The sequence below is a fragment of the Sedimentimonas flavescens genome (assembly GCF_025154035.1).
Lineage (GTDB): Bacteria > Pseudomonadota > Alphaproteobacteria > Rhodobacterales > Rhodobacteraceae > Rhodobacter > Rhodobacter flavescens.
In genome coordinates this window covers 546,506-569,618 of record NZ_JAOALJ010000001.1, presented here as the reverse complement: position 1 = coordinate 569,618, position 23,113 = coordinate 546,506, and the positions used below count along the sequence as shown (strand labels likewise).

At 64.3% G+C, this 23,113-nt stretch carries 18 protein-coding genes; 10 read left to right on the top strand and 8 right to left on the bottom strand.

All coding sequences use genetic code 11. The features are described from left to right. Positions 1–27 precede the first annotated feature (27 nt). Positions 28–1,695, bottom strand: a complete 1,668-nt coding sequence (locus N3C64_RS02680; RefSeq protein ID WP_260011566.1) for an AMP-binding protein — start codon at positions 1,693–1,695, stop codon at positions 28–30. 286 nt (positions 1,696–1,981) lie between these two features. Here N3C64_RS02680 and N3C64_RS02675 point away from each other — a divergent pair, with 286 nt between their 5' ends. Further along, positions 1,982–3,061 (top strand): PLP-dependent cysteine synthase family protein, encoded by a 1,080-nt coding sequence (locus tag N3C64_RS02675; protein WP_218630210.1) that lies wholly within the window; start codon positions 1,982–1,984, stop codon positions 3,059–3,061. Positions 3,062–3,066: 5 nt separating this feature from the next. On the opposite strand, the gene N3C64_RS02670 is transcribed toward N3C64_RS02675, so the two are convergent. From N3C64_RS02670 to cysD, 5 genes are all read right to left on the bottom strand, one after another. Continuing rightward, the gene (locus N3C64_RS02670; RefSeq protein WP_260011562.1) at positions 3,067–3,813 is read right to left on the bottom strand and encodes a hypothetical protein; all 747 of its coding nucleotides are present in this window, start codon (positions 3,811–3,813) and stop codon (positions 3,067–3,069) included. A gap of 74 nt (positions 3,814–3,887) precedes the next feature. Then, the gene (fcl, locus tag N3C64_RS02665) at positions 3,888–4,844 is read right to left on the bottom strand and encodes a GDP-L-fucose synthase (protein ID WP_260011559.1); all 957 of its coding nucleotides are present in this window, start codon (positions 4,842–4,844) and stop codon (positions 3,888–3,890) included. Positions 4,845–4,851: 7 nt separating this feature from the next. Beyond that, the gene (gene gmd, locus N3C64_RS02660; RefSeq protein ID WP_260011555.1) at positions 4,852–5,973 is read right to left on the bottom strand and encodes a GDP-mannose 4,6-dehydratase; all 1,122 of its coding nucleotides are present in this window, start codon (positions 5,971–5,973) and stop codon (positions 4,852–4,854) included. Between the two features lie 102 nt (positions 5,974–6,075). Continuing rightward, positions 6,076–7,977, bottom strand: coding sequence for a sulfate adenylyltransferase subunit CysN (gene cysN / locus N3C64_RS02655; protein ID WP_260011553.1), 1,902 nt, complete (start codon positions 7,975–7,977; stop codon positions 6,076–6,078). A gap of 46 nt (positions 7,978–8,023) precedes the next feature. Beyond that, positions 8,024–8,941 carry a sulfate adenylyltransferase subunit CysD gene (gene cysD, locus N3C64_RS02650; protein WP_218630205.1) on the bottom strand — a complete coding sequence of 306 codons (918 nt, stop codon included), beginning with the start codon at positions 8,939–8,941 and terminating at the stop codon, positions 8,024–8,026. Positions 8,942–9,407: 466 nt separating this feature from the next. Between cysD and N3C64_RS02645 the strand changes: the two genes are divergently transcribed. From N3C64_RS02645 to N3C64_RS02620, 6 genes are all read left to right on the top strand, one after another. Next, the gene (locus tag N3C64_RS02645) at positions 9,408–11,591 is read left to right on the top strand and encodes a choice-of-anchor F family protein (RefSeq protein WP_260011550.1); all 2,184 of its coding nucleotides are present in this window, start codon (positions 9,408–9,410) and stop codon (positions 11,589–11,591) included. A gap of 134 nt (positions 11,592–11,725) precedes the next feature. Next, complete coding sequence (locus N3C64_RS02640) at positions 11,726–12,562, top strand: polysaccharide pyruvyl transferase family protein (protein ID WP_260011548.1); 837 nt, start codon at positions 11,726–11,728, stop codon at positions 12,560–12,562. Positions 12,563–12,704: 142 nt separating this feature from the next. Continuing rightward, entirely contained in the window at positions 12,705–13,694 is a 990-nt protein-coding gene (locus tag N3C64_RS02635; protein ID WP_260011547.1) for a Hint domain-containing protein, read from the top strand. 235 nt (positions 13,695–13,929) lie between these two features. Beyond that, positions 13,930–16,221 carry an arginine/lysine/ornithine decarboxylase gene (locus N3C64_RS02630; protein ID WP_260011545.1) on the top strand — a complete coding sequence of 764 codons (2,292 nt, stop codon included), beginning with the start codon at positions 13,930–13,932 and terminating at the stop codon, positions 16,219–16,221. Positions 16,222–16,328: 107 nt separating this feature from the next. Continuing rightward, positions 16,329–17,234 (top strand): LysR family transcriptional regulator, encoded by a 906-nt coding sequence (locus N3C64_RS02625; RefSeq protein WP_260011542.1) that lies wholly within the window; start codon positions 16,329–16,331, stop codon positions 17,232–17,234. A gap of 105 nt (positions 17,235–17,339) precedes the next feature. Then, a complete protein-coding gene (locus N3C64_RS02620) occupies positions 17,340–18,713 on the top strand; it encodes an aspartate ammonia-lyase (protein WP_260011539.1) in 1,374 nt (457 codons plus the stop codon). Positions 18,714–18,738: 25 nt separating this feature from the next. Here the strand turns inward: N3C64_RS02620 and N3C64_RS02615 are convergent, their stop codons facing one another. Further along, positions 18,739–19,584, bottom strand: coding sequence for an asparaginase (locus N3C64_RS02615; protein WP_260011537.1), 846 nt, complete (start codon positions 19,582–19,584; stop codon positions 18,739–18,741). A gap of 33 nt (positions 19,585–19,617) precedes the next feature. Continuing rightward, complete coding sequence (locus N3C64_RS02610; protein WP_218629410.1) at positions 19,618–20,049, bottom strand: Lrp/AsnC family transcriptional regulator; 432 nt, start codon at positions 20,047–20,049, stop codon at positions 19,618–19,620. 118 nt (positions 20,050–20,167) lie between these two features. Here N3C64_RS02610 and rocF point away from each other — a divergent pair, with 118 nt between their 5' ends. The 3 genes from rocF (at position 20,168) to N3C64_RS02595 (ending at position 23,094) form a co-directional block, all read left to right on the top strand. Beyond that, on the top strand, positions 20,168–21,094 hold the full coding sequence (gene rocF / locus N3C64_RS02605) for an arginase (RefSeq protein ID WP_218629409.1): 927 nt from the start codon (positions 20,168–20,170) through the stop codon (positions 21,092–21,094). Continuing rightward, on the top strand, positions 21,094–22,140 hold the full coding sequence (ocd, locus tag N3C64_RS02600) for an ornithine cyclodeaminase (protein ID WP_260011535.1): 1,047 nt from the start codon (positions 21,094–21,096) through the stop codon (positions 22,138–22,140). Before rocF ends, ocd begins: the two co-directional genes overlap by 1 nt. 177 nt (positions 22,141–22,317) lie before the next feature. After that, positions 22,318–23,094, top strand: a complete 777-nt coding sequence (locus tag N3C64_RS02595) for an ABC transporter ATP-binding protein (protein ID WP_233677273.1) — start codon at positions 22,318–22,320, stop codon at positions 23,092–23,094. Positions 23,095–23,113 lie beyond the last annotated feature (19 nt).

Genomic DNA, 23,113 nt, shown 5'->3' with positions numbered 1-23,113 from the left:
CGGCGCACGTTCGAGCGGGGTGTTCTGTCACTCGGGCTGCCCGTCGATCAGGCGCTGGCGCAATGCGTTGCGGATGATCTTGCCTGTCGTCGTAACGGGCAGATCGGCCGTGAAGTAGATCGCGCGCGGGTATTCGTAAGCGGCCAGCCGGTCGCGGACATGGGCGGCGATTTCAGCCCGCAGCGCTTCGGTGGGGGCGAAGCCGGGACGCAGGGTGATGAAGGCCGCGACAATCTCGCCGCGCAGCGGATCGGGCTGACCAACGACGCCCGCCATGGCGATGGCCGGATGCGCAATCAGGCAATCCTCGATTTCTGCCGGACCGACGCGATACCCGCCGGTCGAGATGATATCGTCGTCACGCCCCTTGAAGCGCAGCCGCCCGTCGGCGCAGCGCTCGCCCCGGTCGCCCGTCACGAGCCAGCGCCCCTCGGGTCCCGTTACGAATTTTGCTTCCGTGGCAGCGGGTTGGCGCCAGTAGCCAAGGAACATCACCGGGTCGGGCGAGAGGATGGCGATCGCGCCTTCCACACCGGGGGGAAGGCGCAGCCCGGTCTTCTCGTCGATAACGTCGACCTCATGGCCGGGGACGGGCCAGCCCATGACGCTCGCTGCCGAAGGGGCAAGGGCCGCACAGCTGGAAACCACCATGTTGCACTCGGTTTGCCCGTAGAACTCGTTGATCGTGACGCCGAGTGCCGCGCGGCCCCATTCAAGCAACTGGGCGCCTAGTGGCTCCCCCCCGCTTGCGACCGAGCGCATCCTGATGCCCCAGTTCAGGCTCTCCGGGTCGGCCTTCATCATCTTGAGCGCGGTGGGCGGCAGGAAGGCGTTGCGGATCTCCAGCCGCCGGATCAGATCCGCCGCCGCCCTGGCCGAGAACTTGCGAAAGCGGCAGGCGACCACCGGCACACCGTGATGCAGGGCAGGCAAGAGCACATCAAGGAGCCCGCCGATCCAGGCCCAGTCCGCCGGGGTCCAGATCCGATCGCCGGGCTGGGGCAGGAAGTCGTGGCTCATCTCGACCCCCGGCAGATGGCCGAGCAAGACACGATGCGCATGGAGCGCGCCCTTGGGGTTGCCCGTCGTTCCCGAGGTATAGATCAGGATGGCTGGCGTTTCGGCCCCACTGTCCACCGGCGTGAATAGGGGCGAGGCGTTGGCGCAGGCGGCCGCGAAATCCTGTGTTCCCGCATTGGCACCATCGACGGTGAAGATCGTCTGCAATTCCGGCAGCGCGTCGTGGATGGCCCGGATCATCGGCAGACTTGCGCTGTCGGTCACCAGAACCCGCGCGCCGCTGTCGCGCAGCCGCAGCAAGAGCGCGTCGGGGCCAAAGAGCGTGAAGAGCGGAAGCGACACGCAGCCCGCCTTGAAGGCCGCGATATGCGCGATGGCGGTCTCGCGCTGTTGGGGCAGCAAGATCGCCACCCGGTCACCGGCCTCCTCCCCATTCGCGCCCAACCCGAGACCCCGCAGCACATTGGCAAAGCGGTTCGAGGCATCGCGCAACTCGGCGTAGCTGGTTTCGCGCATCGCGCCGTAGCCGTCATCCGCGACCTCGATCAACGCGACGCGGTCGGGTTCGGTCGCGGCCCAACGGTCGCAGACATCGACGCCGACATTGTAGCGCGCGGGAATATCCCACTGAAACGCGGCGCGTGTGGCGGCATAACTGCCCTTGGCCGACAGCATGATGATCTCCCCTGCGAGGCCCGGAAACCAGGCTCGCCTCCTCCGCTCACAGAAAAGCGCGCGTGGCCTTCGCTGTCCACCGGGCATGAAGGTGACGCAGGGTCGCATGGACAATCTGTCCAGCCGGAAAGCCGAGTTTGGGCAGTCGGTTCGCGCAATGTGCCGCTGGCGGAAAACCTGTCTTTATAGGCGGGTTAGACGCGTTTCCCTGTGTCTTGCGCGCCCCGACGCGCTACACTTTGCCCACGCGTTTTCGCGGTCGGAAAAAGACAGGGGGGACTGCACAATGGCCGAACAGGGTATTCGCACGACGCATGGGCGCGGGCGGCTTTACGACAGCATTCTGGATGCGGTCGGGGATACGCCCGTCATTCGCATCAACAACCTCGCGCCCGAAGGCGTACGCATGTATGTGAAGGCCGAGTTCTTCAACCCGGCCAGTTCGGTCAAGGATCGCCTTGCGCTGAACATCATCGAGGCGGCCGAGCGTTCGGGCGCGCTCAAGCCCGGCCAGACGGTGGTCGAGGCCACCAGCGGCAATACCGGGATCGGCCTAGCGATGGTCTGCGCGCAGAAGGGCTACCCGCTTGTGGTGACCATGGCCGACAGCTTCTCGATCGAGCGGCGCAAGCTGATGCGGATGCTGGGTGCCAAGGTGATCCTGACCCCGCGTGCCCAGAAGGGCACCGGCATGTATCGCAAGGCGGTTGAACTGGCCGAGCAGCATGGCTGGTTTCTGGCGCGGCAGTTCGAGACCGACGCCAATGCCGATATTCACGAAAGCACCACCGCGCGCGAGATCCTCGCCGATTTTGCGGGTGACCGGCTTGATTACTTCGTCACGGGCTATGGCACCGGCGGCACCGTGACGGGCCTTGCCCGCGTTCTGCGGCGCGAGCGGCCCGAAACCAAGATCGTGCTGTCCGAGCCTGCCAACGCGGCACTGGTGGCCAGCGATATCGCGCAGGAGCGCGGTTCGGATGGCTCGCCCGCGGTCAGCCATCCCGCGTTCGAGCCGCACCCGATTCAGGGCTGGACCCCGGATTTCATCCCGCTCGTGTTGCAAGAGGCGCTCGACAACGGCGGCTATGACGAGCTGATCCCGGTTGCCGGCGCCGAGGGCGTGGCCTGGGCCCGCAAGCTGGCGGCGCAGGAAGGCATCCTGACCGGGATTTCCGGCGGGTCGAGCTTTGCCGTCGCGATGCAGGTGGCCGAGCGCGCGGCGCCCGGCTCGGTCATCCTGGCGATGCTGCCCGACACCGGCGAGCGTTACATGACCACGCCCCTGTTTGACGGGATCGTCGATGACATGGACGCGGAAGAGCAGTCGATCTCGCTCTCGACGCCTGGCTTCCAGATGGGCTGAACCGCTTAGGCGGAGAGGGTCTCGAGGCTGACCGAAACAGTCCCGAGACCCGAAATCTCGCCCCTGACCTCGATATCGCCGGGGACATAGGTGAGCGGGTGGATCGTGCCGGTGATGACGATCTGGCCGGGTTGCAGCCCGCCGCAGTGATCGCCGATCGCGCGGTGCAGCGCGTGCAGGGTGCCAAGGGCCGAGCCGCCGGGCACCTCGGTCGCGCCTTCCAGCAGAACCTGCGCGCCTGCCTGCATCCGGCCCGTCAGGTGGGTGAAATCGCCGCCGTCCCAATCGGTCAGCGGGGCGCCAAGGATCAGCCCGGAATTGATCTGGAAATCCGCGAGTTTCACCAGTGGGTCGGCCGCCGCCGGGCCGCTGATGCGCGTATCGACCAGCTCGATCACCGGCAGGGGCACGATGCAGGATGTCACCGCGCGCAGGTAGTTGGGCTGCGCGGGATCGGGCAGGGGGGCGATGATCTTCCAGCCGACCTCAAGTTCGACCCCGATACGGTCCGAGACGGGGTAGCGGCTGCCCGAGGGCTGACAGCGCGCGGCCATGATCGGCGCCATGATCGGCGGCGCGTCAGGTTTCAGGCCCACCTTGAAGCCACCCGCAGGGCCAAGTGCTGCCAGCAGATGCGACTGCACCGCATAGGCCTGCGCCGCCGAAGTCGGCAGCGCCCCCTGCGGTGCGATCCGGGTTCCCGCGCGATAGGCGGCCAGAAGCTCTTCGGCGAAGGTGGTCATCTCGGTCATGGGCGGTCCTGTCATGTACGCGGTCGGGCAATATGACCCGAGCGCCCGCGAGGGTGCAAGCCGGACGGGCTGCCTCAGGACTGCCGCAGGCCGTGCTGATTGTCGCAATACCAGCGGTAGGTTTGCGCTAGGCCATCGGGCAGGGCGATGCGGGCGCGCCAGCCCATCCCGGCGAGGCGGCTGACATCCAGCAGCTTGCGCGGCGCGCCATCGGGGCGCGTGGGATCGAACACGATCCGCGCCGCGAAGCCGGTGACCCCCGCGATCATCCGCGCCAGATCCGCGATGCTGATCTCGGACCCCGTGCCGACATTGATATGGCTGCACGTGGGTTGTGTCTGTGCGCGCCAGACCTCGGCCGGCAGCGCCATCGCGAACGCCGCGGCCTCGGCCAGATCGTCTACATGCAGGAACTCACGCAGGGGGGTGCCGCTGCCCCAGATGGTGACATCATCCTCGCCGCGCAGCGCGGCCTCATGGAAGCGGCGCAGCAGGGCGGGCAGGACATGGCTGTTCTCGGGGTGGAAGTTGTCGCCCGGGCCGTAAAGATTGGTGGGCATCAGCGCGCGAAAGTCGGTGCCGTGCTGACGGTTGTAGCTTTCGCAGAGCTTGATCCCGGCGATTTTCGCGATCGCGTAGGGCTCGTTCGTGGGTTCGAGCGCGCCGCTCAGCAGTGCCTCCTCGGGCATGGGCTGCGCAGCCGCGCGCGGATAGATGCAGGATGATCCGAGGAACAAAAGCCGCCTCACCCCCGCCGCATGGGCCTGATGGATGACATTCGCCTCGATCATCAGGTTTTCATAGAGGAACTCGGCCGGGCGCGTGGCGTTGGCATGAATGCCGCCGACCCGCGCGGCGGCCAAGATGACCTGATCGGGGCGTTCGGACTGCATGAAGCGGCGCACAGCGGCCTGATCGGTCAGGTCGAGCGCGGAGCGCTCGCAGGTGATGACTTCGGCCCCGTCGGCCGACAGTCGCCGCAATATCGCGCTGCCCACCATGCCCCGATGACCCGCAAGGAAAATCCGCATTCCGGCCTCAGCTTGCAATCGAGACCGGCAGCCCAAGGCCGTTTTCCATAAGCAGGCGCTGGCGCCGTGCCGCGCGCAGATCCTCGGCCACCATTTCGGCGCAGATCTGCCGGGCCGAGACCTCGGGCATCCAGCCAAGTTTTTCGCGGGCTTTCGAGGCATCGCCGAGCAGGGTCTCGACCTCGGCGGGGCGGAAATAGCGCGGATCGATTCGCATCACCACATCGCCGGGATGCAGAGCCGGGGCCATGTTGCTTGTCACGCGCTCGACAACCGCGACCTCGTCTACGCCATCGCCCTCAAAGTGCAGCGCCACGCCCAGTTCGGCGGCCGACCAGCGGATGAAGTCGCGCACGGAGTGCTGCTGCCCGGTCGCGATCACGAAATCCTCGGGCGCATCCTGTTGCAGCATCAGCCACTGTGCCCGCACATAGTCGCGTGCGTGGCCCCAATCACGCCGGGCGTCGATATTGCCCATGAAGAGGCAATCCTCGATCCCTTGCGCGATATTCGTCAGTCCACGCGTGATCTTGCGGGTCACGAAAGTCTCACCCCGGCGCGGGGATTCGTGATTGAAGAGGATGCCGTTGCAGGCAAAGAGGCCATAGGCCTCGCGGTAGTTCACCGTGATCCAATAGGCGTAAAGCTTGGCCACGGCATAGGGCGAGCGGGGGTGGAAGGGCGTCGCCTCACTCTGCGGGCTGTGCTGGACCTGCCCGTAAAGCTCGGAGGTCGAGGCCTGATAAAAGCGCGTCTTGCGCTCCAGCCCCAGAAATCGGATCGCCTCAAGCAGGCGCAGAGTGCCCATGGCATCGACATCTGCCGTATATTCGGGCGCCTCGAAGCTGACCGCCACATGGCTTTGCGCGCCGAGGTTATAGACCTCGTCGGGCTCCACCGCCGCCAGGATGCGGGTCAGGTTGGAACTGTCGGTAAGATCGCCGTAATGCAGGTGCAGGCGCGGCGCGTCCTCATGCGGGTCCTGGTAGATATGGTCGATGCGCTGCGTGTTGAATGACGAGGCGCGGCGCTTGAGGCCGTGCACCTCGTAGCCCTTGGCCAGCAGGAATTCGGCCAGATAGGAGCCGTCCTGTCCGGTGATGCCGGTGATCAGGGCTTTCTTCGCCATCACATCCCTCGGTTGCGTTAATGCAACCTTTACGTGTTTGACGAATTTGGGCAAGGCCCTTGGAGTGAAAACGGCGGGGCCGGGGCCCCGCCGCTTCGTCCCTTAGGGGATCAGCTTGGCGATGATCAGATCGGCCGCCTCTTCGGGCGTCATCTGCGTGGTGTCGATGCGGATCTCGGGGCTGTCCGGCGCCTCGTAGGGCGAGTCGATTCCGGTGAAGTTCTTCAGCGCGCCCGAGCGGGCCTTGGCGTAAAGCCCCTTCACGTCGCGCCCTTCGGCGACGGAAAGCGGGGTGTCGATGAAGACCTCGACGAATTCGCCCGGCTGCATCATCGCGCGCACCATTTCGCGCTCGGCCCGGAAGGGCGAGATGAAGGCGGTGATCACGATCAGGCCCGCGTCGGTCATGAGCTTGGCCACCTCACCCACGCGGCGGATGTTCTCTACCCGGTCGGCATCGGTGAAGCCCAGATCCTTGTTCAGCCCGTGGCGCACGTTATCGCCATCCAGCAGGAAGGTGTGGCGGTTCATCCGCGCCAGTTTCTTCTCGACGATGTTCGCGATCGTGGACTTGCCCGAGCCCGAAAGGCCGGTCATCCACAGCACGGCGGGCTTTTGGTTCTTCATCCCGGCATGGTGATCACGGCTAAGATCGGTTGCCTGCCAGTGGATGTTCTGCGCGCGGCGCAGCGCGAAGTGGATCATCCCGGCGGCGACCGTGTGGTTGGTCATCTTGTCGATCAGGATGAAGCCGCCCAGATCGCGGTTCTCGGCATAGGGCGCGAAGGGGATGGCGCGGTCGGTGGTGATATTCGCCACGCCGATCGCGTTCAAATCCAGCGTTTTCGCGGCCAGATGCTCCATCGTGTTGACGTTGATCTGGAATTTCGGGTGCTGCACCGTCGCCGAGACGGTCTGCGTGCCGATCTTGAGCCAATAGGCGCGGCCCGGAACCATCTCGGTCTCATCCATCCAGACCACTGTGGCCTCGAACTGGTCGGCGACCTCAAGCGGCTCCTTGGCGGCGACGATCACCTGCCCGCGCGAGCAGTCGATCTCATCCGCGAGCGTGATGGTGACGGATTCGCCCGCAACGGCCTCGTCACGGTCGCCGCCGAGGCTGACGATCCGCGCGACCGTCGAGGTCTTGCCCGAGGGCAGCACGCGCACCTCGTCGCCCGGGCGGACCGAGCCGCTGGCGATCAGCCCCGCAAAGCCGCGGAAGTCGAGATTGGGGCGGTTGACCCATTGCACCGGCATCCGGAACGGGCGCGCCTGATCCGAGGTCGCGTCCAACTCGACCGTCTCAAGATGCGGCAGCAGCGCGGGGCCGGCGTACCACGGCGTGTTCTCGCTGAGCGCGGTGATGTTGTCGCCCTTGAAGCCCGAGATCGGCATGGCCACGAAATCTTCGATCCCGATGCTGGTGGCAAAGGCGCGATAATCGGCGACGATGGCGTCAAAGGTCGCCTGATCGTAGCCCACGAGGTCCATCTTGTTGACCGCCAGCACGATGTTGCGGATGCCGAGCTGATGCACCAGGTAGCTGTGGCGGCGCGTCTGCGTCAGCACGCCCTTGCGCGCGTCGATCAGGATCACGGCCAGATCGGCGGTCGAGGCGCCGGTGACCATGTTGCGGGTGTATTGCTCGTGGCCGGGGGTGTCGGCAACGATGAACTTGCGCTTTTCGGTCGCGAAGAAGCGGTAGGCCACGTCGATGGTGATGCCCTGTTCGCGCTCGGCCGCGAGGCCATCCACCAGCAGCGCAAAGTCGATCTCTTGCCCCTGCGTGCCCACGCGCTTGCTGTCGGCCTCAAGCGCCGCCAGCTGGTCCTCGAAGATCATCTTGCTGTCGTAAAGCAGCCGCCCGATCAGCGTCGATTTGCCGTCATCGACCGAGCCGCAGGTGATGAAGCGCAGCATGGTCTTGTGCTGATGCGCCTCAAGATAGGCGTCGATGTCCTGGGCGATCAGCGCGTCGGTCTTGTAAACGGGGTCGGTCATGGTCGTGTCTTCTCGCAAGCGGCCTGGGCCGGATGGGGGGAGGGGCTCAGAAATAGCCTTCCTGTTTCTTCTTCTCCATCGACGCGGCCTGATCGTGGTCGATCGCGCGTCCCTGGCGCTCGGATGTGGTGGTCAGGAGCATCTCCTGAATGACCTCGGGCAGGGTCTGCGCTTCGCTTTCGACGGCGCCGGTCAGCGGGTAGCAGCCAAGGGTGCGGAAGCGGACCGAGCGCATCACAGGCTCTTCGCCCTCGCGCAGCGGGAAACGCGCATCATCGACCATCAGGATCAGCCCGTCGCGCACCACGGTCGGACGCGGGGCCGAGAAGTAAAGCGGCACGATCTCGATCCCCTCAAGGTGGATGTATTGCCAGATGTCCAGCTCGGTCCAGTTCGAGATCGGGAAGACGCGCACGCTTTCGCCCTTGGCCTTGCGCGCATTGTAAAGCCGCCAAAGCTCGGGGCGCTGGTTCTTGGGATCCCACCGGTGATTGGCCGAGCGGAACGAGAACACGCGCTCTTTCGCGCGGCTTTTCTCTTCGTCGCGGCGGGCGCCACCGAAGGCCACGTCAAACCCGTAGTGATCGAGCGCCTGCTTCAACCCTTCGGTCTTCCACATGTCGGTGTGCAGCGAGCCGTGGTCGAACGGGTTGATGCCCTTCGCCTTCGCCTCGGGGTTCTGATAGACCAGAAGCTCCATCCCGGCCGCCTTCGCCGCGCGGTCGCGCAGCGCATACATGTCGCGGAACTTCCACGTCGTATCGACATGCAGGAGCGGGAAGGGCGGCGGGGCCGGGTAGAAGGCCTTTTTCGCCAGATGCAGCATCACCGCGCTGTCCTTGCCCACGCTATAGAGCATGACGGGGTTCTCGGCCTCGGCCACCACCTCGCGCAGGATGTGGATGCTCTCGGCTTCGAGGCGTTGCAGATGGGTGAGGTTCTTTGTCATGGCGGCGCTTTGCATCCCTCGGGTTCGTCTGGCGCTTTTCTATCAGCGGTCGCGGCGGAACGCACCTCTGTTTGGGGGGAGAGTTTTCAAGATTAACCGTTAACGTCGGGATAATGGCCGCCTTTGCATCCGAAACTTCGGAAGGTCGTTCCTGCCCGATTTTTGTGCGCGTTTGACTCGGCGGTAAAGGGTGCACTCGGAAAAATTGTATCGACACATGCGATTTCGTGAATTGAAAGGTTGCGCTGCAGCAAGCGCCTCAGCTAAGTTCGCCTCGTATCAGTGCTTTGTAGTAATTGAACCCGCGCGAAACGCTTCCTCCCTCTGCTGGCGTCAGAGGGCCAGAGGTGTCTTGGCGCGTACAGCCCCGCCGGATCGGGGGGCGTCGGCTGCCTGCAGGGGCCGATCGGGTGATGTGTCTAACGACAAGGCAATCCGACATTTCTGTAGGGAGCAGACTGTGAGCAGAGCTAGCAGAGCCATGTTTGCGACGGTGGCACCGATCGCGCTTTTTTCCATACTTCCGGCACCGCTTTGGTCGGGTACCTTCGATGATCTTCCGGTGATCGAGGTAACCGGCGACGGCTATATTTTCGCTGATCCGGCCGAGGGGGTGCTTGAGCCTGGTCTGAAGGCGGTCACGCTGACGCCGAATGGCGATTTCGACAACCCCGACAATCCGAAGGGCGTGGACAACTGCCTGATGGCGAACAACCCAGACATCCTGTGCACGGCCTCGCAGGGAGCGGGCAAGCGCATCAAGACGCGCCTGACCGGCAAGGATGGGATGGATATTCGCCTGAGCACGCAGCCGAGCGAGGGCATCACCGAGTATTTCCTTTATGGCAAGACCTCGAACCTGACCGGCGCGCGGATCACCGGTTTCACCATCGAATTCGGCACCGGAACGGGCGCGGATTTCGTGCCCATGGACCCGAGCGATCCGGCGACGGCCGCGCTTTTTGATCCTGACTTCAACCCCTATGCGAACCTGCCTGACGGTCTGTTCGGCGACGGTGGCCAGGAAGGCACCGGCATCGGTTTCTTTGACGGCTCGGGCGCTGACATGACGGTCGAGACGGTCAACCCGGCGCTGAACCTCAGCGCGCTGTCGAACGCCACGCACGCGACCTATTTCGGCGATGCGCTGCTTGATGACAGCATGGTGCCCGACGCCTATTTCTGGGACGTCACCGGCACCGAGATCGAATCCGACGAACCGGTGTTGATCGCCTGGCACAATCTGAGCGAGGGCGCCTGGCTTTACGGCAACCTTGGGCTGGAAGAAGGCGATCTGGACCTGCGCCTTGCAGCGCTGGCCGACAGCCTTGGCGTGGCCGTTGACGATTTGGCCTATGCGCCGGGCGGTGAACTGCCCGAGCATATCGTGGCGCTGATGGAGGGCAACGCGCTCTTCGAGGTCGCTATCATCGAGGACCTGCGCAACCTCAACCTCAACTTCATGATCGACCTTGGCGATGTTGCGGGCAATGAGGTGACGCTGCGCCTGTCCCCGATCTTTGCCGATATCGTGCAGGAAACCCAAAGCGACTATCAGTTCGTGACTGCGGCGCAGCTCGATGCGGCGGCCAACGTGCCCTATTTCGATCTGGGCAATGCCGAGGAATACCAATCCGCCATCGCCGCGATCCTCGCGCTGGATGCGCCCGAGCAGGCCGAGGCGCTGGAGCGTACGGGCTTCAGCTTCCTTTCGGCCTTCAGCGGGCTTGGCTTCGAGATGGGCCGCGCGCAGGTTCTGGCCTTCGACGGGATTGGCGCGGAAAGCGGCTCTGACGGGGCGGTTCTGTCCTCGAAAGGCCTGCCGAACGGCTGGATGCTGGGTGCCGACACCTATGGTTTCGTCAGCCTCCAGGGCGCGGCCGCAAGCTATGAAAGCACCGCCAACAGCATCGGCTACGACGTGGACAGCTTCGGCGTCAGCGGCGGTGTCGAGCGGATGATCGACCCGACCCTGTCGGTGGGCGTCATGCTCGGCGCGGCCAACGCCACGAGCGAGGCCTATAACGACCGCGGCGAGATCGACGCCAAGGGCTATTCGCTCGCGCTCTTCGGTCGCAAGGCCTTTGGCGAGGGCGGTACCGTGCAAGCGATCCTGGGCTATCAGGATCTGTCCTTCGATACCTCGCGCAACGTCATGGACCTGACGGCGAAGGGCGAGACCGACGGCTCGCAGATCTTCGCGGCGATCAAGGCCGATTACATGTTCGAGCGCGGCGCCCTGCGTTGGGGCCCGATGGGCGGGATCGAGTATTACCACCAGAAGGTTGACGGCTTCACCGAAACCGGTGCCGACGCCTGGAACCTCTCGATCGGGGATCAGTCGGGCGACGTGACCGTGGCGTCGCTTGGGGTGAAGGGTGACTATCGCCTGAACGCCTCGGACAGCCGCCTGACCGCGAGCCTGTCTTACAACAACGCCTCGGGCGACGATCAACTGATCCGGATGGGCTTTGTCGGCCTGCCGGGCGGGTTGGCGCCGGTCGATGGTTTCGATCAGGACTGGGTCGATGTGGCGCTTGGCTTCTCGTCGTCGATGCCGGGCGCGAACGGACGCGGCGCGCGCATTCAGGGCGGATATGTCGGCTCGTTCGGCGACGACTACGAAAACCACGCCGTGCAGGTCGCGCTGAAAATGGCGTTCTGATCCCACAAGAAACACAGAGAACGGGCCGGAGAACTCTCCGGCCCGTTCTCTTGGGCGCCCCTGCCTGCGCCCAAGCCCTTGTGACGGCGCGGGCTTTCATGTTTTCTGCGCTGCGACCGAAGAAGGGCGATCCTATGGCTATTCCCGCAAAACGGCGGCAGCGCGCCGCGATCCGCCTGTTCTGGTGGAAGCCAGAGGTGGGGATCAACCTCGGCGATGAGGTCAACGAGAAGATCGTCGAGTACGCCTCGGGCCGCGCGGTGATCCGCAAAGGGCTGTGGCGGAGCGATCTTTTCGCAATCGGGAGTATTCTCGACCAAGGCCGCCTGTCGAACGTGTTCGAAAGTCGGACCGCGCCTTTGCATGTCTGGGGCTCGGGCACCATGGCGCGATCCACGATCGGCTGGAGCGAGCATCTGCGCCTGTCTGCCGTGCGTGGGCCGCTGACGCGTGGTTTGGTGGCAGGGCCGTCGTCGGAACTGACGCTCGGAGATCCCGGCCTGCTGGCGCCCCGCGTCTGGAGCACGAAGCCTGATCGCAAGCGTTTCTCCTGGGGTCTGGTTCCGCATTGGTCTCAGATCGAGCAGCCATGGGTCAAGCGACTGCTCGCGGAAACGCCCGAAGCGGTTCTGATCGACGTGCGCGACCCGGATATCGCCACAACCTTTGCCACGCTCGCCTCCTGCGAGGCCATTGCATCCTCAAGCCTCCATGGTCTGATCTTTGCCGATGCCTGGCGCATTCCGAACATCTGGATTGATGCGGGAAGGTTGCATCGCGGCGGCGCGTGGAAGTTCAGGGACTATTTCGACGGTGTAGGCCGCCCGTGGTCTGGCCCGATTGCGGTGGATCAGGTCGCGTCACTTGCGACGATTGATATTGCCGCGCTGGAAACCGCCTATTTCGCAACCCTGGATTCCTTGGCCGATGCGCTGGAAGCCGCGTTTCCGACCGAGTTGAAGGCCGCCTGATCCGCCAAACCTTACCCAGTGATAGCAAATAGCGGCATTTGCCCGGTATCAGGGGATAAAGCCCTTGATTGCGCGCCGTTGCGGTCGCTAGGACTGTGAGCGGCAGATCGGGATTGCCAGTCAGAAGGGCGGGGACGGGCTATTGGCGGAATACGAGTGGTATCGAACCTGGATCAGAGAGTCGACGGGAACCGCGCAGGCGGATTCCGAACTGGTCACCGTGTGGTTCGACACCGTCGCTCCGAGCAATCCGTCGCTTTACGATCTGGTGATCATCGACAGTGATGGTGACGGCAAGATCTCTCCAGATGAATGGGAAGACGCCACCGGTAGCAGCGGCACCAAGCTGCGCGGCGACAATGTCAATGACCGGCTTTACAATCCAGATCCGTCATTGGGCAAATCCGATGGCTATCTGTATACGACCTATCCGATTGACGCGGGCGAGACCGGCTTGCTCGACGATATGGTCAGCGATTTCCTTCCCGTCTATCCCAATACGCTTGACCCCAACATGCCCTGCTTCGCGCGCGGCACCTGGATCGAGGTTCCGGGCGGGCGTTGCCTGGTTGAGGATTTGCGCATCGGCGATGAGGTTCTGACTGCCGCCGGGCGCGCGGCCGAGATCCGCTGGATCGGGTCGCGCCGCCTGACGCGCGAGTTGCGCGAACGTCCGCACCTGCGGCCGATCCGCATCTCGGCCGGTGCCCTGGGGCCGGGCATCCCGTCCGAGGATCTTATCGTTTCACCCCAACACCGGGTGCTTGTTCGCTCGCCCATCGCGCAGCGCATGTTCGAGACCGATGAGGTTCTTGTGCCGGCCAAGCACTTGCTGGGGTATCCCGGTGTCGGCATCGTGGAAGACCTCGACATGGTCGAGTATTTCCACATCCTGCTCGATACGCACGAGATCCTGATCTCGAACGGGGCCGAGACCGAGTCGCTTTATCTTGGGCCGCAGTTCGTGAAATCCGCGGCAAGCGCCACGCTGCGCGAGATCCGCGAGATCTTCCCCGATCTTGAAGATGAGATCCCGCCGCTCGCCCACCCGGTGATCGGCGCGCGCCACGGGCGCAAGCTGACCGAACGGCATCTGCGCAATCGCAAGCCTCTGACCGTTCCGCGTGGCTAAGGCGCGGGCGCTGCGCGCCATCCTTTGGCCCGTTCGGACCCGGCCGGTAATTCACATTTGCCGCAGTTGCACGCGGGATGCGGGCGCCTATGTTTCAAGGGCCTTGACGGCACCCCCGCTACAGGAAAGAAACAGGTCCGATTTCCGCGCCGCGGCGGCCGGAAACGAGGGGGGGCTGGAACGTGTCACCGCACTTTGATTTCCCCGACCGCTGTTTTCCGGATAGGAGACTCCCATGAAATTTCGCTTTCCCATCGTCATCATCGACGAGGACTTCCGGTCGGAAAACTCGTCAGGTCTGGGTATTCGCGCTCTGGCGGAAGCCATTGAGAACGAAGGGTTCGAAGTGCTGGGGGTGACCAGCTACGGCGATCTTTCCCAATTCGCGCAGCAGCAGTCGCGCGCCTCGGCCTTCGTGCTTTCGGTCGATGACGAGGAGTTCACTCCGGGCCCCGAGCTTGACCCCGCGATCATCCGCCTGCGCGACTTCATCGAGGAAGTGCGCTGGAAGAACGCCGAGGTGCCGATCTACGTGCATGGCGAAACCAAGACCGCGCGGCATCTGCCCAACGACATCCTGCGCGAGTTGCACGGCTTCATCCACATGTTCGAGGATACGCCCGACTTCGTCGCCAAGCACATCATCCGCGAGGCGAAGGGCTATCTGGAGGGCATCCAGCCGCCGTTCTTCCGCGCGCTGCTGGATTATGCCGAGGATGGCTCGTATTCTTGGCACTGCCCGGGGCATTCGGGGGGCGTGGCCTTCCTGAAAAGCCCGATCGGCCAGATGTATCACCAGTTCTACGGCGAAAACATGCTGCGCGCCGATGTGTGCAACGCGGTCGAGGAGCTCGGCCAGTTGCTGGACCATAACGGCGCCATCGGCGCGTCCGAGCGCAACGCCGCGCGGATCTTCAATGCTGATCATTGCTTCTTCGTGACGAACGGCACCTCGACCTCGAACAAGATGGTCTGGCACCACACCGTCGCGCCCGGCGATGTGGTCGTGGTGGACCGCAACTGCCACAAGTCGATCCTGCATTCGATCATCATGACTGGCGCGATCCCGGTCTTCCTGCGCCCGACGCGCAACCATTACGGCATCATCGGCCCGATCCCGCACGCCGAGTTCGAGATCGAGTCGATCAAGGCCAAGATCCGCGCCAACCCGCTGCTGGAAGGCTACGACGCCGAAACGGTCAAGCCGCGCATCATGACGCTGACGCAATCGACCTATGACGGGGTGCTTTACAACACCGAGGTCATCAAGGGGATGCTCGACGGCTATGTCGAGAACCTGCATTTCGACGAGGCATGGCTGCCCCACGCCGCCTTCCACCCGTTCTACGGCACCTACCACTCGATGGGCCGCAAGCGTGGGCGCACCAAGCATTCGGTGACCTACGCGACGCAGTCGATCCACAAGCTGCTGGCGGGGATCAGCCAGGCGAGCCACGTGCTGGTGCAGGACAGCCAGGACACCAAGCTCGACCGGCATCTGTTCAACGAATCCTACCTGATGCACACCTCGACGAGTCCGCAATACTCGATCATCGCAAGCTGCGACGTGGCCGCTGCGATGATGGAGCCGCCGGGTGGCACCGCGCTGGTCGAGGAAAGCATCCTTGAGGCGCTCGATTTCCGCCGCGCGATGCGTAAGGTCGATGAGGAATTCGGCGAGGACGATTGGTGGTTCCAGGTCTGGGGCCCCGAGGCGCTGGAGGAGGAAGGCATCGGGCGCAACAAGGACTGGGTTCTGCGCCGCACCGACGAGGACGGCGTTCAACTGGCCGATGGCGAGGATAGCTGGCACGGCTTTGGCGACATGGCGCCGGGCTTCAACATGCTCGACCCGATCAAGGCCACGATCATCACGCCCGGTCTCAACCTCGACGGACGTTTCGAGCAGACCGGTATCCCGGCCTCGATCGTCACCAAATACTTGGCCGAACATGGCGTCGTGGTCGAAAAGACCGGGCTTTACAGCTTCTTCATCATGTTCACCATCGGCATCACCAAGGGCCGCTGGAACACGCTTCTGGCGGCGTTGCAGCAGTTCAAGGACGACTACGCCAAGAACCAGCCGATGTGGCGCGTCATGCCCGAGTTCTGCGCAAGCCAGAAACGCTACGAGCAGATGGGCCTGCGCGATCTGTGCGATCACGTGCACACGCTTTATGCGAAGTATGACGTGGCGATCCTGTCGACCGACATCTACCTGAGCGACCACACCCCCGCGATGAAGCCGAGCGATGCGTTCTCGCATATCGCGCGGCGCACCACGCAGCGCGTGCCGATCGACGAGTTGGAAGGGCGCATCACCACCAGCCTCGTGACCCCGTATCCGCCGGGGATCCCGCTGCTCATTCCGGGTGAGGTCTTCAACAAGAAGATCGTCGAGTACCTCAAGTTCAACCGCGAATTCGCGCGCGAATGCCCGGGCTTCGAGACGGATATCCACGGCCTCGTGCAAGAGGTCGGCCCTGACGGGCAGGTGCATTACTTCGCCGATTGCGTCGCCGAGTGATCGCAGTGACAGACCGCATCCCGCCTTCGCGGTGGGGTGCGTCTTTCTTTGTCGCCGCTGTCGCGACTTGCTAAGATAGTCGCCAGAACAGTCGCCAAGGGGCATCCATGGATATCGGTTGGCTCGAAGATTTTCTCGCACTTGCCGAGCTGCGCAACTTCACCCGCGCCGCCGAGTTCCGAAATGTAAGCCAGGCCGCGTTTTCGCGCCGTATCCAGTCGCTCGAACACTGGCTGGGCACGGGGCTGATCGTGAAGGGCTCGCAGCCTGTGCGCCTGACCGAGGCGGGCGAGCAGTTTCGCGAAACCGCGCAGGTCTCGGTCGAGCGGCTGCTCGAAACCCGCGCTTCGATCCGCGGCAGTCAGTTCGACGCCATGAGCCAGATCCGCCTGGCCATGCCCAACGTGCTGGCCCGGTCCGAGTTCAAGCGCATTCTGGGGGTCATCGGGCCGCGCACCAAGACCTCGTTCTCGGTTATCGTCGGCACCACGAGCGAGGTAACTGCGCGCTACCTCGCGGGTGATGCCGAGATCCTATTCGCGCATGACGCGCCCGCGCTGCCCACGCATGAGGCGCTGGCCAGTCACGAACGCCTTGCGCTGCGCCGCGACCGGTTTCTGCCCTATGCCACGCGCGACGCGGCGGCGCGCGAGCGTTTCGGCTTTCCGGGCGCTCCCGAGCGCGCTTTTCCCCTGATCGCCTATTCGCAGCGCGCCTATTTTGCGCGGCTTTTTGAGCATGTGCTGGAACGCGCATCACACCGCCCCAGCTACAAGGTGACCGTGCAATGCGACATGTCGGATGTGCTCAAAGAGGTGATCGTGGCGGGCTACGGCGTCGGCTGGCTGCCGCAAAGCACGGTAGATGCCGCGAGTGCCGAGCAGATCGCGCCGGTCGATGACAAGGACTGGGCGATGGAGCTAGAAATCTGCGCCTTCCGCCCGTGCCACCCGCTTGGCCCCAAGATCGAGGCCGTGTGGGAGGCCCTTCGTGCCTCGGTCCCGCAGGGGTGATGCAAGGCCTGCATGGGCCATGCGGCATCGGCATTGGACTTGCGCGCCCGCGTGACGCTTTTGTGTCGCCAAGCTGCACCGTGCAGCGCGATACAGGAGAAAGACATGCATCACGCGATGCGCATCGAAGAGGACAACCTCGGCCAGATCACCCTGCCCAGCACCTGCCTGTGGGGCATCCACACGCAGCGGGCGATCGATAACTTCCCGATTTCGGGGATCAAGCTGAACCTCTTCCCCGAGTTCATCCGGTCACTGGCCTGGGTCAAGACCGCCGCGGCACGGGCGAACCGCTCGCTTGGAGTGCTTTCGGGCGAAAAGGCGCGGGTGATCGAAGAGGTTTGCGCCGATATCGTCGCGGGCCGCTATCACGACGCCTTCCGCGTGGACATGATCCAGGGGGGCGCGGGCACCTCGACCAATATGAACGCCAATGAGGTCATCGCGAACCTCGGCCTGATGCGGATGGGCCATGCGCCGGGTGAATATGACTATCTGCACCCGAACGACGATGTGAACCGCTCGCAATCCACCAACGACGTCTATCCCACGGCCATGCGTCTGGCGATTGTGTCGCAATGCGACGACTTCCGCGCAGCCCAACTGCGCCTTGTCGAGGCCTTCAAGGAGCGCGCGGAGGCCTTCGCCCACATCCGCAAGATCGGCCGCACCCAGTTGCAGGACGCCGTGCCGATGACCTTGGGCCAGGAGTTCGCGGGCTTCGCCGCGACGATCCTTGAGGATGTCGAGATCATCGGGCGGCTTTCGCACCTGCTGCTGGAGGTCAACCTCGGCGGCACCGCCATCGGCACCCGCGTCAACACCCCCGAGGGCTATGCCGAGGCCGCCGTACGCGAGCTTGCCATCGTCTCCGGGCTGGACGCCAAACTGGCCACTGACCTGATCGAGGCCTCATCGGACACCGGCGCCTATGTCACCTTCTCGGGCGTGCTCAAGCGCATCTCGGTGAAACTTTCCAAGATCTGCAACGACTTGCGGCTGCTGTCGTCGGGGCCGCGCTCGGGCTTCATGGAGATCCGGCTGCCAGCGGTGCAGGCGGGGTCGTCGATCATGCCGGGCAAGGTCAATCCGGTGATCCCCGAGGTGGTGAACCAGGTGGCCTTCCAAGTGATCGGCAACGACCTGACCGTGACCATGGCCGCCGAGGCCGGGCAGCTTCAGCTGAACGCCTTCGAGCCGGTGATCGTGCTCAACGTGCTGCAAAGCATGCGTATCCTGATGCATGCGATGGACACGCTGGCCGAGCGTTGCGTGAAGGGGATCGAGGCGAATGTCGCCGAATGCGAGGGCGCGCTGGAAAACTCGCTGGTGCTGGCGACGATGCTGGTGCCGCATATCGGCTACAGCAAGGCTGCCAAGGTCGCCAAAACCGCGCTGGCCGAGGGCGCGCAGGTCATCGAGACCGCCGTCAAGCTGGGCTATGGCACGGCCGAGGAAATCGAGGCGATGATCCGATAGGAAAGGGGGGCTTCGGCCCCCTTTTTCAATTCAGCCACAGTTCGATCAGGGCGGCCTCGGGCGTTTCGGCGCCGCCATTTTCGACCCCCGCCGCCCAAAGGGCTGCACCTGCGGCATAGGCGCCGGGGGCAAGCCCGCCAGCCTCGCACTGGCTGACCGCGCGGATACGTTTGCCCGCCCGCACGGCTTCCGCCAGCGCCCCTATCAAAGCAGGATCGCTCATCGCCGTGCCCGCCCCGAACACACGCAACACCGCCCCGTCCAGTGTGCCCAAGGCCGCACGCAGGGCCTCGGCCGGAAGCCCGGGCGAGAGGCTGAGGATCGCCAGACGCTGCGCGCCAAAGCGCCGCCGCGCGGGCAGGTGTAGCGGCGCCTGTGGCTGGCTGCGGAAGCTGTCCGAGGCGTGGCTGTCGTGCTTGATCAGCCCCGCTGCGGAATGCACACGGCCGGAAAACGCCAGATGCACCCCTTCGCCCGGCAGCAGAACCGAGCGCAGCGCGAGGTCAAGATTGCCCTCGGCATCGCCGCCCTGCGCCAGCGGCACCATCGAGCCGCAGAGCACCACGCGCCGCCCCGATCCTGCCAGCGCCCGCGACAGGGCCGCGCCGGTGAAGGACATCGTATCCGTGCCATGCGTCACGATCACCGGCATCGCGGCATGCGCGTCGATCTGGTCGAGCATCCGGTTCCAGTCGGCGGGGCCGACATTGGCGCTGTCGAGCAGCGGATCGAAGACATGGCTGGTCAGGTGAGTGTTTTCGGGCAGACGCGCGGCGATAGCGGCCTCGACAAGCCCCGGCCGGGGCGTCAGGCCCTGCGCGCCCGGCACCATACCGATCGTGCCTCCGGTGTGGATCAGCAAGAGCTTCATGCGCGGCCTCCAGAAGTTCGCAACTGGGCCGGCTCAGTTCGTGACATGCGCAAGCAGCAGGCAGCTTTCGCTGTTCAGCACGCCCGGCACCTCGCGAATCTCACGCAGGACGCGGTCGAAATTGACGAGGCTGTCGGTCTTGATCTCGACCACCAGATCCCAGGCGCCGTTCGTGGCGTAGACGGTGGCGACCTCGGGGATGCGGGTCAGGGTGCGGATCACGTTGCGCGACATCTTGCCTTGCAACTCGACCATGGTAATTGCGCGCACCTCACCCTCGACGTCGGTGTCGGTCTCGACGGTGAAGCGGCGGATGCGGCCTTCGCGCACGAGCGCCTCAAGCCGGGCCTTGGCGGTGGTGCGCGAGATGCTGACGCGATGCGCCAGTTCGGTGATCGACATGCGCGCATCGTTGCGCAGCGCGGCAATGATCGCGCGGTCGGTGGGGGAGAGGGGCGTGCTCATTACGCGTCTTGTCCTGGACGGTGTTCAATTTGCGCAGAATAGACGTCAATCGGGTCAATTTAGCAATCAGTTTCTACATCGGATTCACGAATTCTTGTTCGCCATAAGGGAGAACAAGATGAGCCGTAGCTGTTCGATTCTCGGCGCGCCGATCCAGACGGGCGCGTCGCAGCCGGGGTGCCTGATGGGACCGGCCAGCCTGCGCACCGCAGGCTTGGGCAAAACTCTGGCCGATCTGGGCTGGAGCGTGCGTGATCTGGGGGATCTGTCGATTGCCCCGCAACAGGCGCTGAGCCACGCCAATGCCGCTATTCATGATCTGGCCGAGACCCGCGCCTGGATCGAGGTTCTGGCCAGCGCCGCCTTCGATGCCGCGCGCGATCATGACTTCCCGATCTTTATGGGCGGGGATCACTCGATGGCCGCGGGCACGGTCGCGGGCCTTGCGCGCCATGCGGCGGGGCAGGGGCGGCCGCTGTTCATCCTGTGGCTCGATGCACACCCCGATCTGCACACGCTGGCCACCACCGAAAGCGGCAACCTGCACGGCACGCCCGTGGCCTATTTCACCGGTGAGCCGGGCTTCGAGATCTACCCGCCGCTGAGCCACGCCGTCGATCCGCGCAACATCTGCATGATGGGTATCCGCTCGGTCGATCCGGCGGAGCACGAGCTGATCCTGCGCAGCGGGATCGAGGTGCATGACATGCGCGCCATCGACGAAACCGGCGTTCTGCCGCCGCTGCGCGCCTTCCTTGAGCGTGTGCGCGCCGCAAACGGGATGCTGCACCTCAGCTTTGACGTCGATTTTCTTGACCCCGACATCGCGCCCGCCGTGGGCACGACCGTGCCGGGCGGCGCCACCTTCCGCGAGGCGCATCTGATCATGGAGACGCTGTGCGACTCGGGTCTCGTGACCTCGCTCGACCTCGTCGAACTCAACCCCTTCCTCGATGAACGCGGTCGTACCGCCAAACTGATGTGCGACCTGACGGCCAGCCTGTTCGGCCGCCGCGTTCTTGACCGCATGACCCGGAGCTACTGATGAAACCGACCCCTTCGCACCTGGCCTATGTGCCCTTCGTTTCCGTCGAGAACATGATGCGCCTTGTGAATGCCACCGGGCCCGAGCGCTTCATGGCCGAGCTTGCCGGCTATATCGAGGAAGACTTCAAGCGCTGGCCCGAGTTCGACAAGACGCCGCGCGTGGCCTCGCATTCGCAAGATGGCGTGATCGAGCTGATGCCGACCGCCGACAGCGAGAATTACGGCTTCAAATACGTCAATGGCCACCCGAAAAACATGCGCGAAGGCTATCAGACCGTGACCGCTTTCGGCGTGCTCTCGTCGGTGGCCAACGGCTACCCGATCCTGTTCACCGAGATGACGGTGCTGACCGCGCTGCGCACGGCGGCCACCTCGGCGCTGGTCGGCAAATACCTTGCGCCGAAGGGCGCCGAGGTCATGGCGATGATCGGCAACGGCGCGCAATGCGAATTCCAGGCGCTGGCCTTCCGCGCGATCTGCGGGATCAACCGGCTGCGGCTTTACGATATCGACCCGGCGGCCACCGAAAAGGCCGCGCGCAACCTCATCTCGCAGGGCTTCGATGTTGTGAAATGCGCCTCGGGCAACGAGGCGGTCGAGGGTGCGCAGGTGATCACCACCTGCACCGCCGACAAGCAGTATGCCACGATCCTGACCGACAACATGGTCGGCGCGGGTGTCCACATCAACGCCATCGGCGGCGATTGCCCCGGCAAGACCGAGTTGCACAAGGACATCCTGCTGCGTTCGGATATCTTCGTGGAATACCCGCCGCAGACCCGCATCGAGGGTGAGATCCAGCAATTGCCGGAAGACCACCCGGTGATCGAGCTTTGGCAGGTGATGCGGGGCGAGCTGCCTGCGCGCCGCGACGCCAAGCAGATCACGCTCTTCGACTCGGTGGGCTTCGCGATCGAGGATTTCTCGGCGCTGCGCTATGTCCATGACCGCATCAAGGGCACCGATTACTTCGCGCCGCTCGACATGCTGGCGGACCCGGACGATCCGCGTGATCTGTTCGGCATGGTGATGCGCGCGGCCTGATCGCCGCCCCCTCGCTACCACAGGTGGAATCTACGCCATTCGCGCATCGAATTGATCACTTCGAGCAGAAGGATCTTCACGATGCGCGAATTGGCAAGTGTTTTTGGGCGCTGCCCAAAGGGATGACCTTGACGCGCTTCTCGGGAGGAGAAGCGCCCAACGGGAAAGGGAGACTAGATGAGCGCCGATGCCATCATCGACGTGCGCGATCTGCACAAATCCTACGGCAATCTCGAGGTGCTCAAGGGCATCAGCCTGACGGCGCGCACGCATGACGTGATCTCGCTGATCGGGGCGTCGGGGTCGGGTAAATCGACCTTCCTGCGCTGCCTCAACCTGCTTGAGATCCCGACGCGCGGCGAGGTCTTCGTGCATGGCAAGCGCATGCCGCTGTCCGACCCGGACCCGTCGCGGGGCGAGCGCCGCGTGACCTCGGAGCGCGAGCTGCGCGAGATCCGCACCCATCTGGGCATGGTGTTCCAGCAGTTCAACCTGTGGTCCCACATGACCGTGCTGCAAAACGTTATCGAGGCGCCGATCCGCGTGCGTGGCATGGCCCGCGCCGAGGCCATCGAGCGCGCCAAGGACCTGCTTGACCGTGTCGGACTGTCGGCCAAGGTCGACAACTATCCCAGCCAGCTTTCGGGCGGCCAGCAGCAGCGCGTGGCGATCGCGCGCACCCTTGCGCTCGACCCCGAGATCATCCTGTTCGACGAACCGACCTCGGCCCTCGACCCCGAAATGGTCGGCGAGGTTCTGGCGGTGATGCGCGATCTGGCCTCGGAAGGACGCACGATGATGGTCGTGACGCATGAGATGGGCTTTGCCCGCGAGGTCTCGACTGAGGTCGTCTTCCTCGAAAAAGGCAAGGTCGGCGAGCGCGGCGCGCCCGAGCAGATCTTTGGCGATCCGCAGACCGCCGCCTGCAAACAGTTTCTGAACAAGGTCCTCTGACCGCAATACCCAGGGAGAA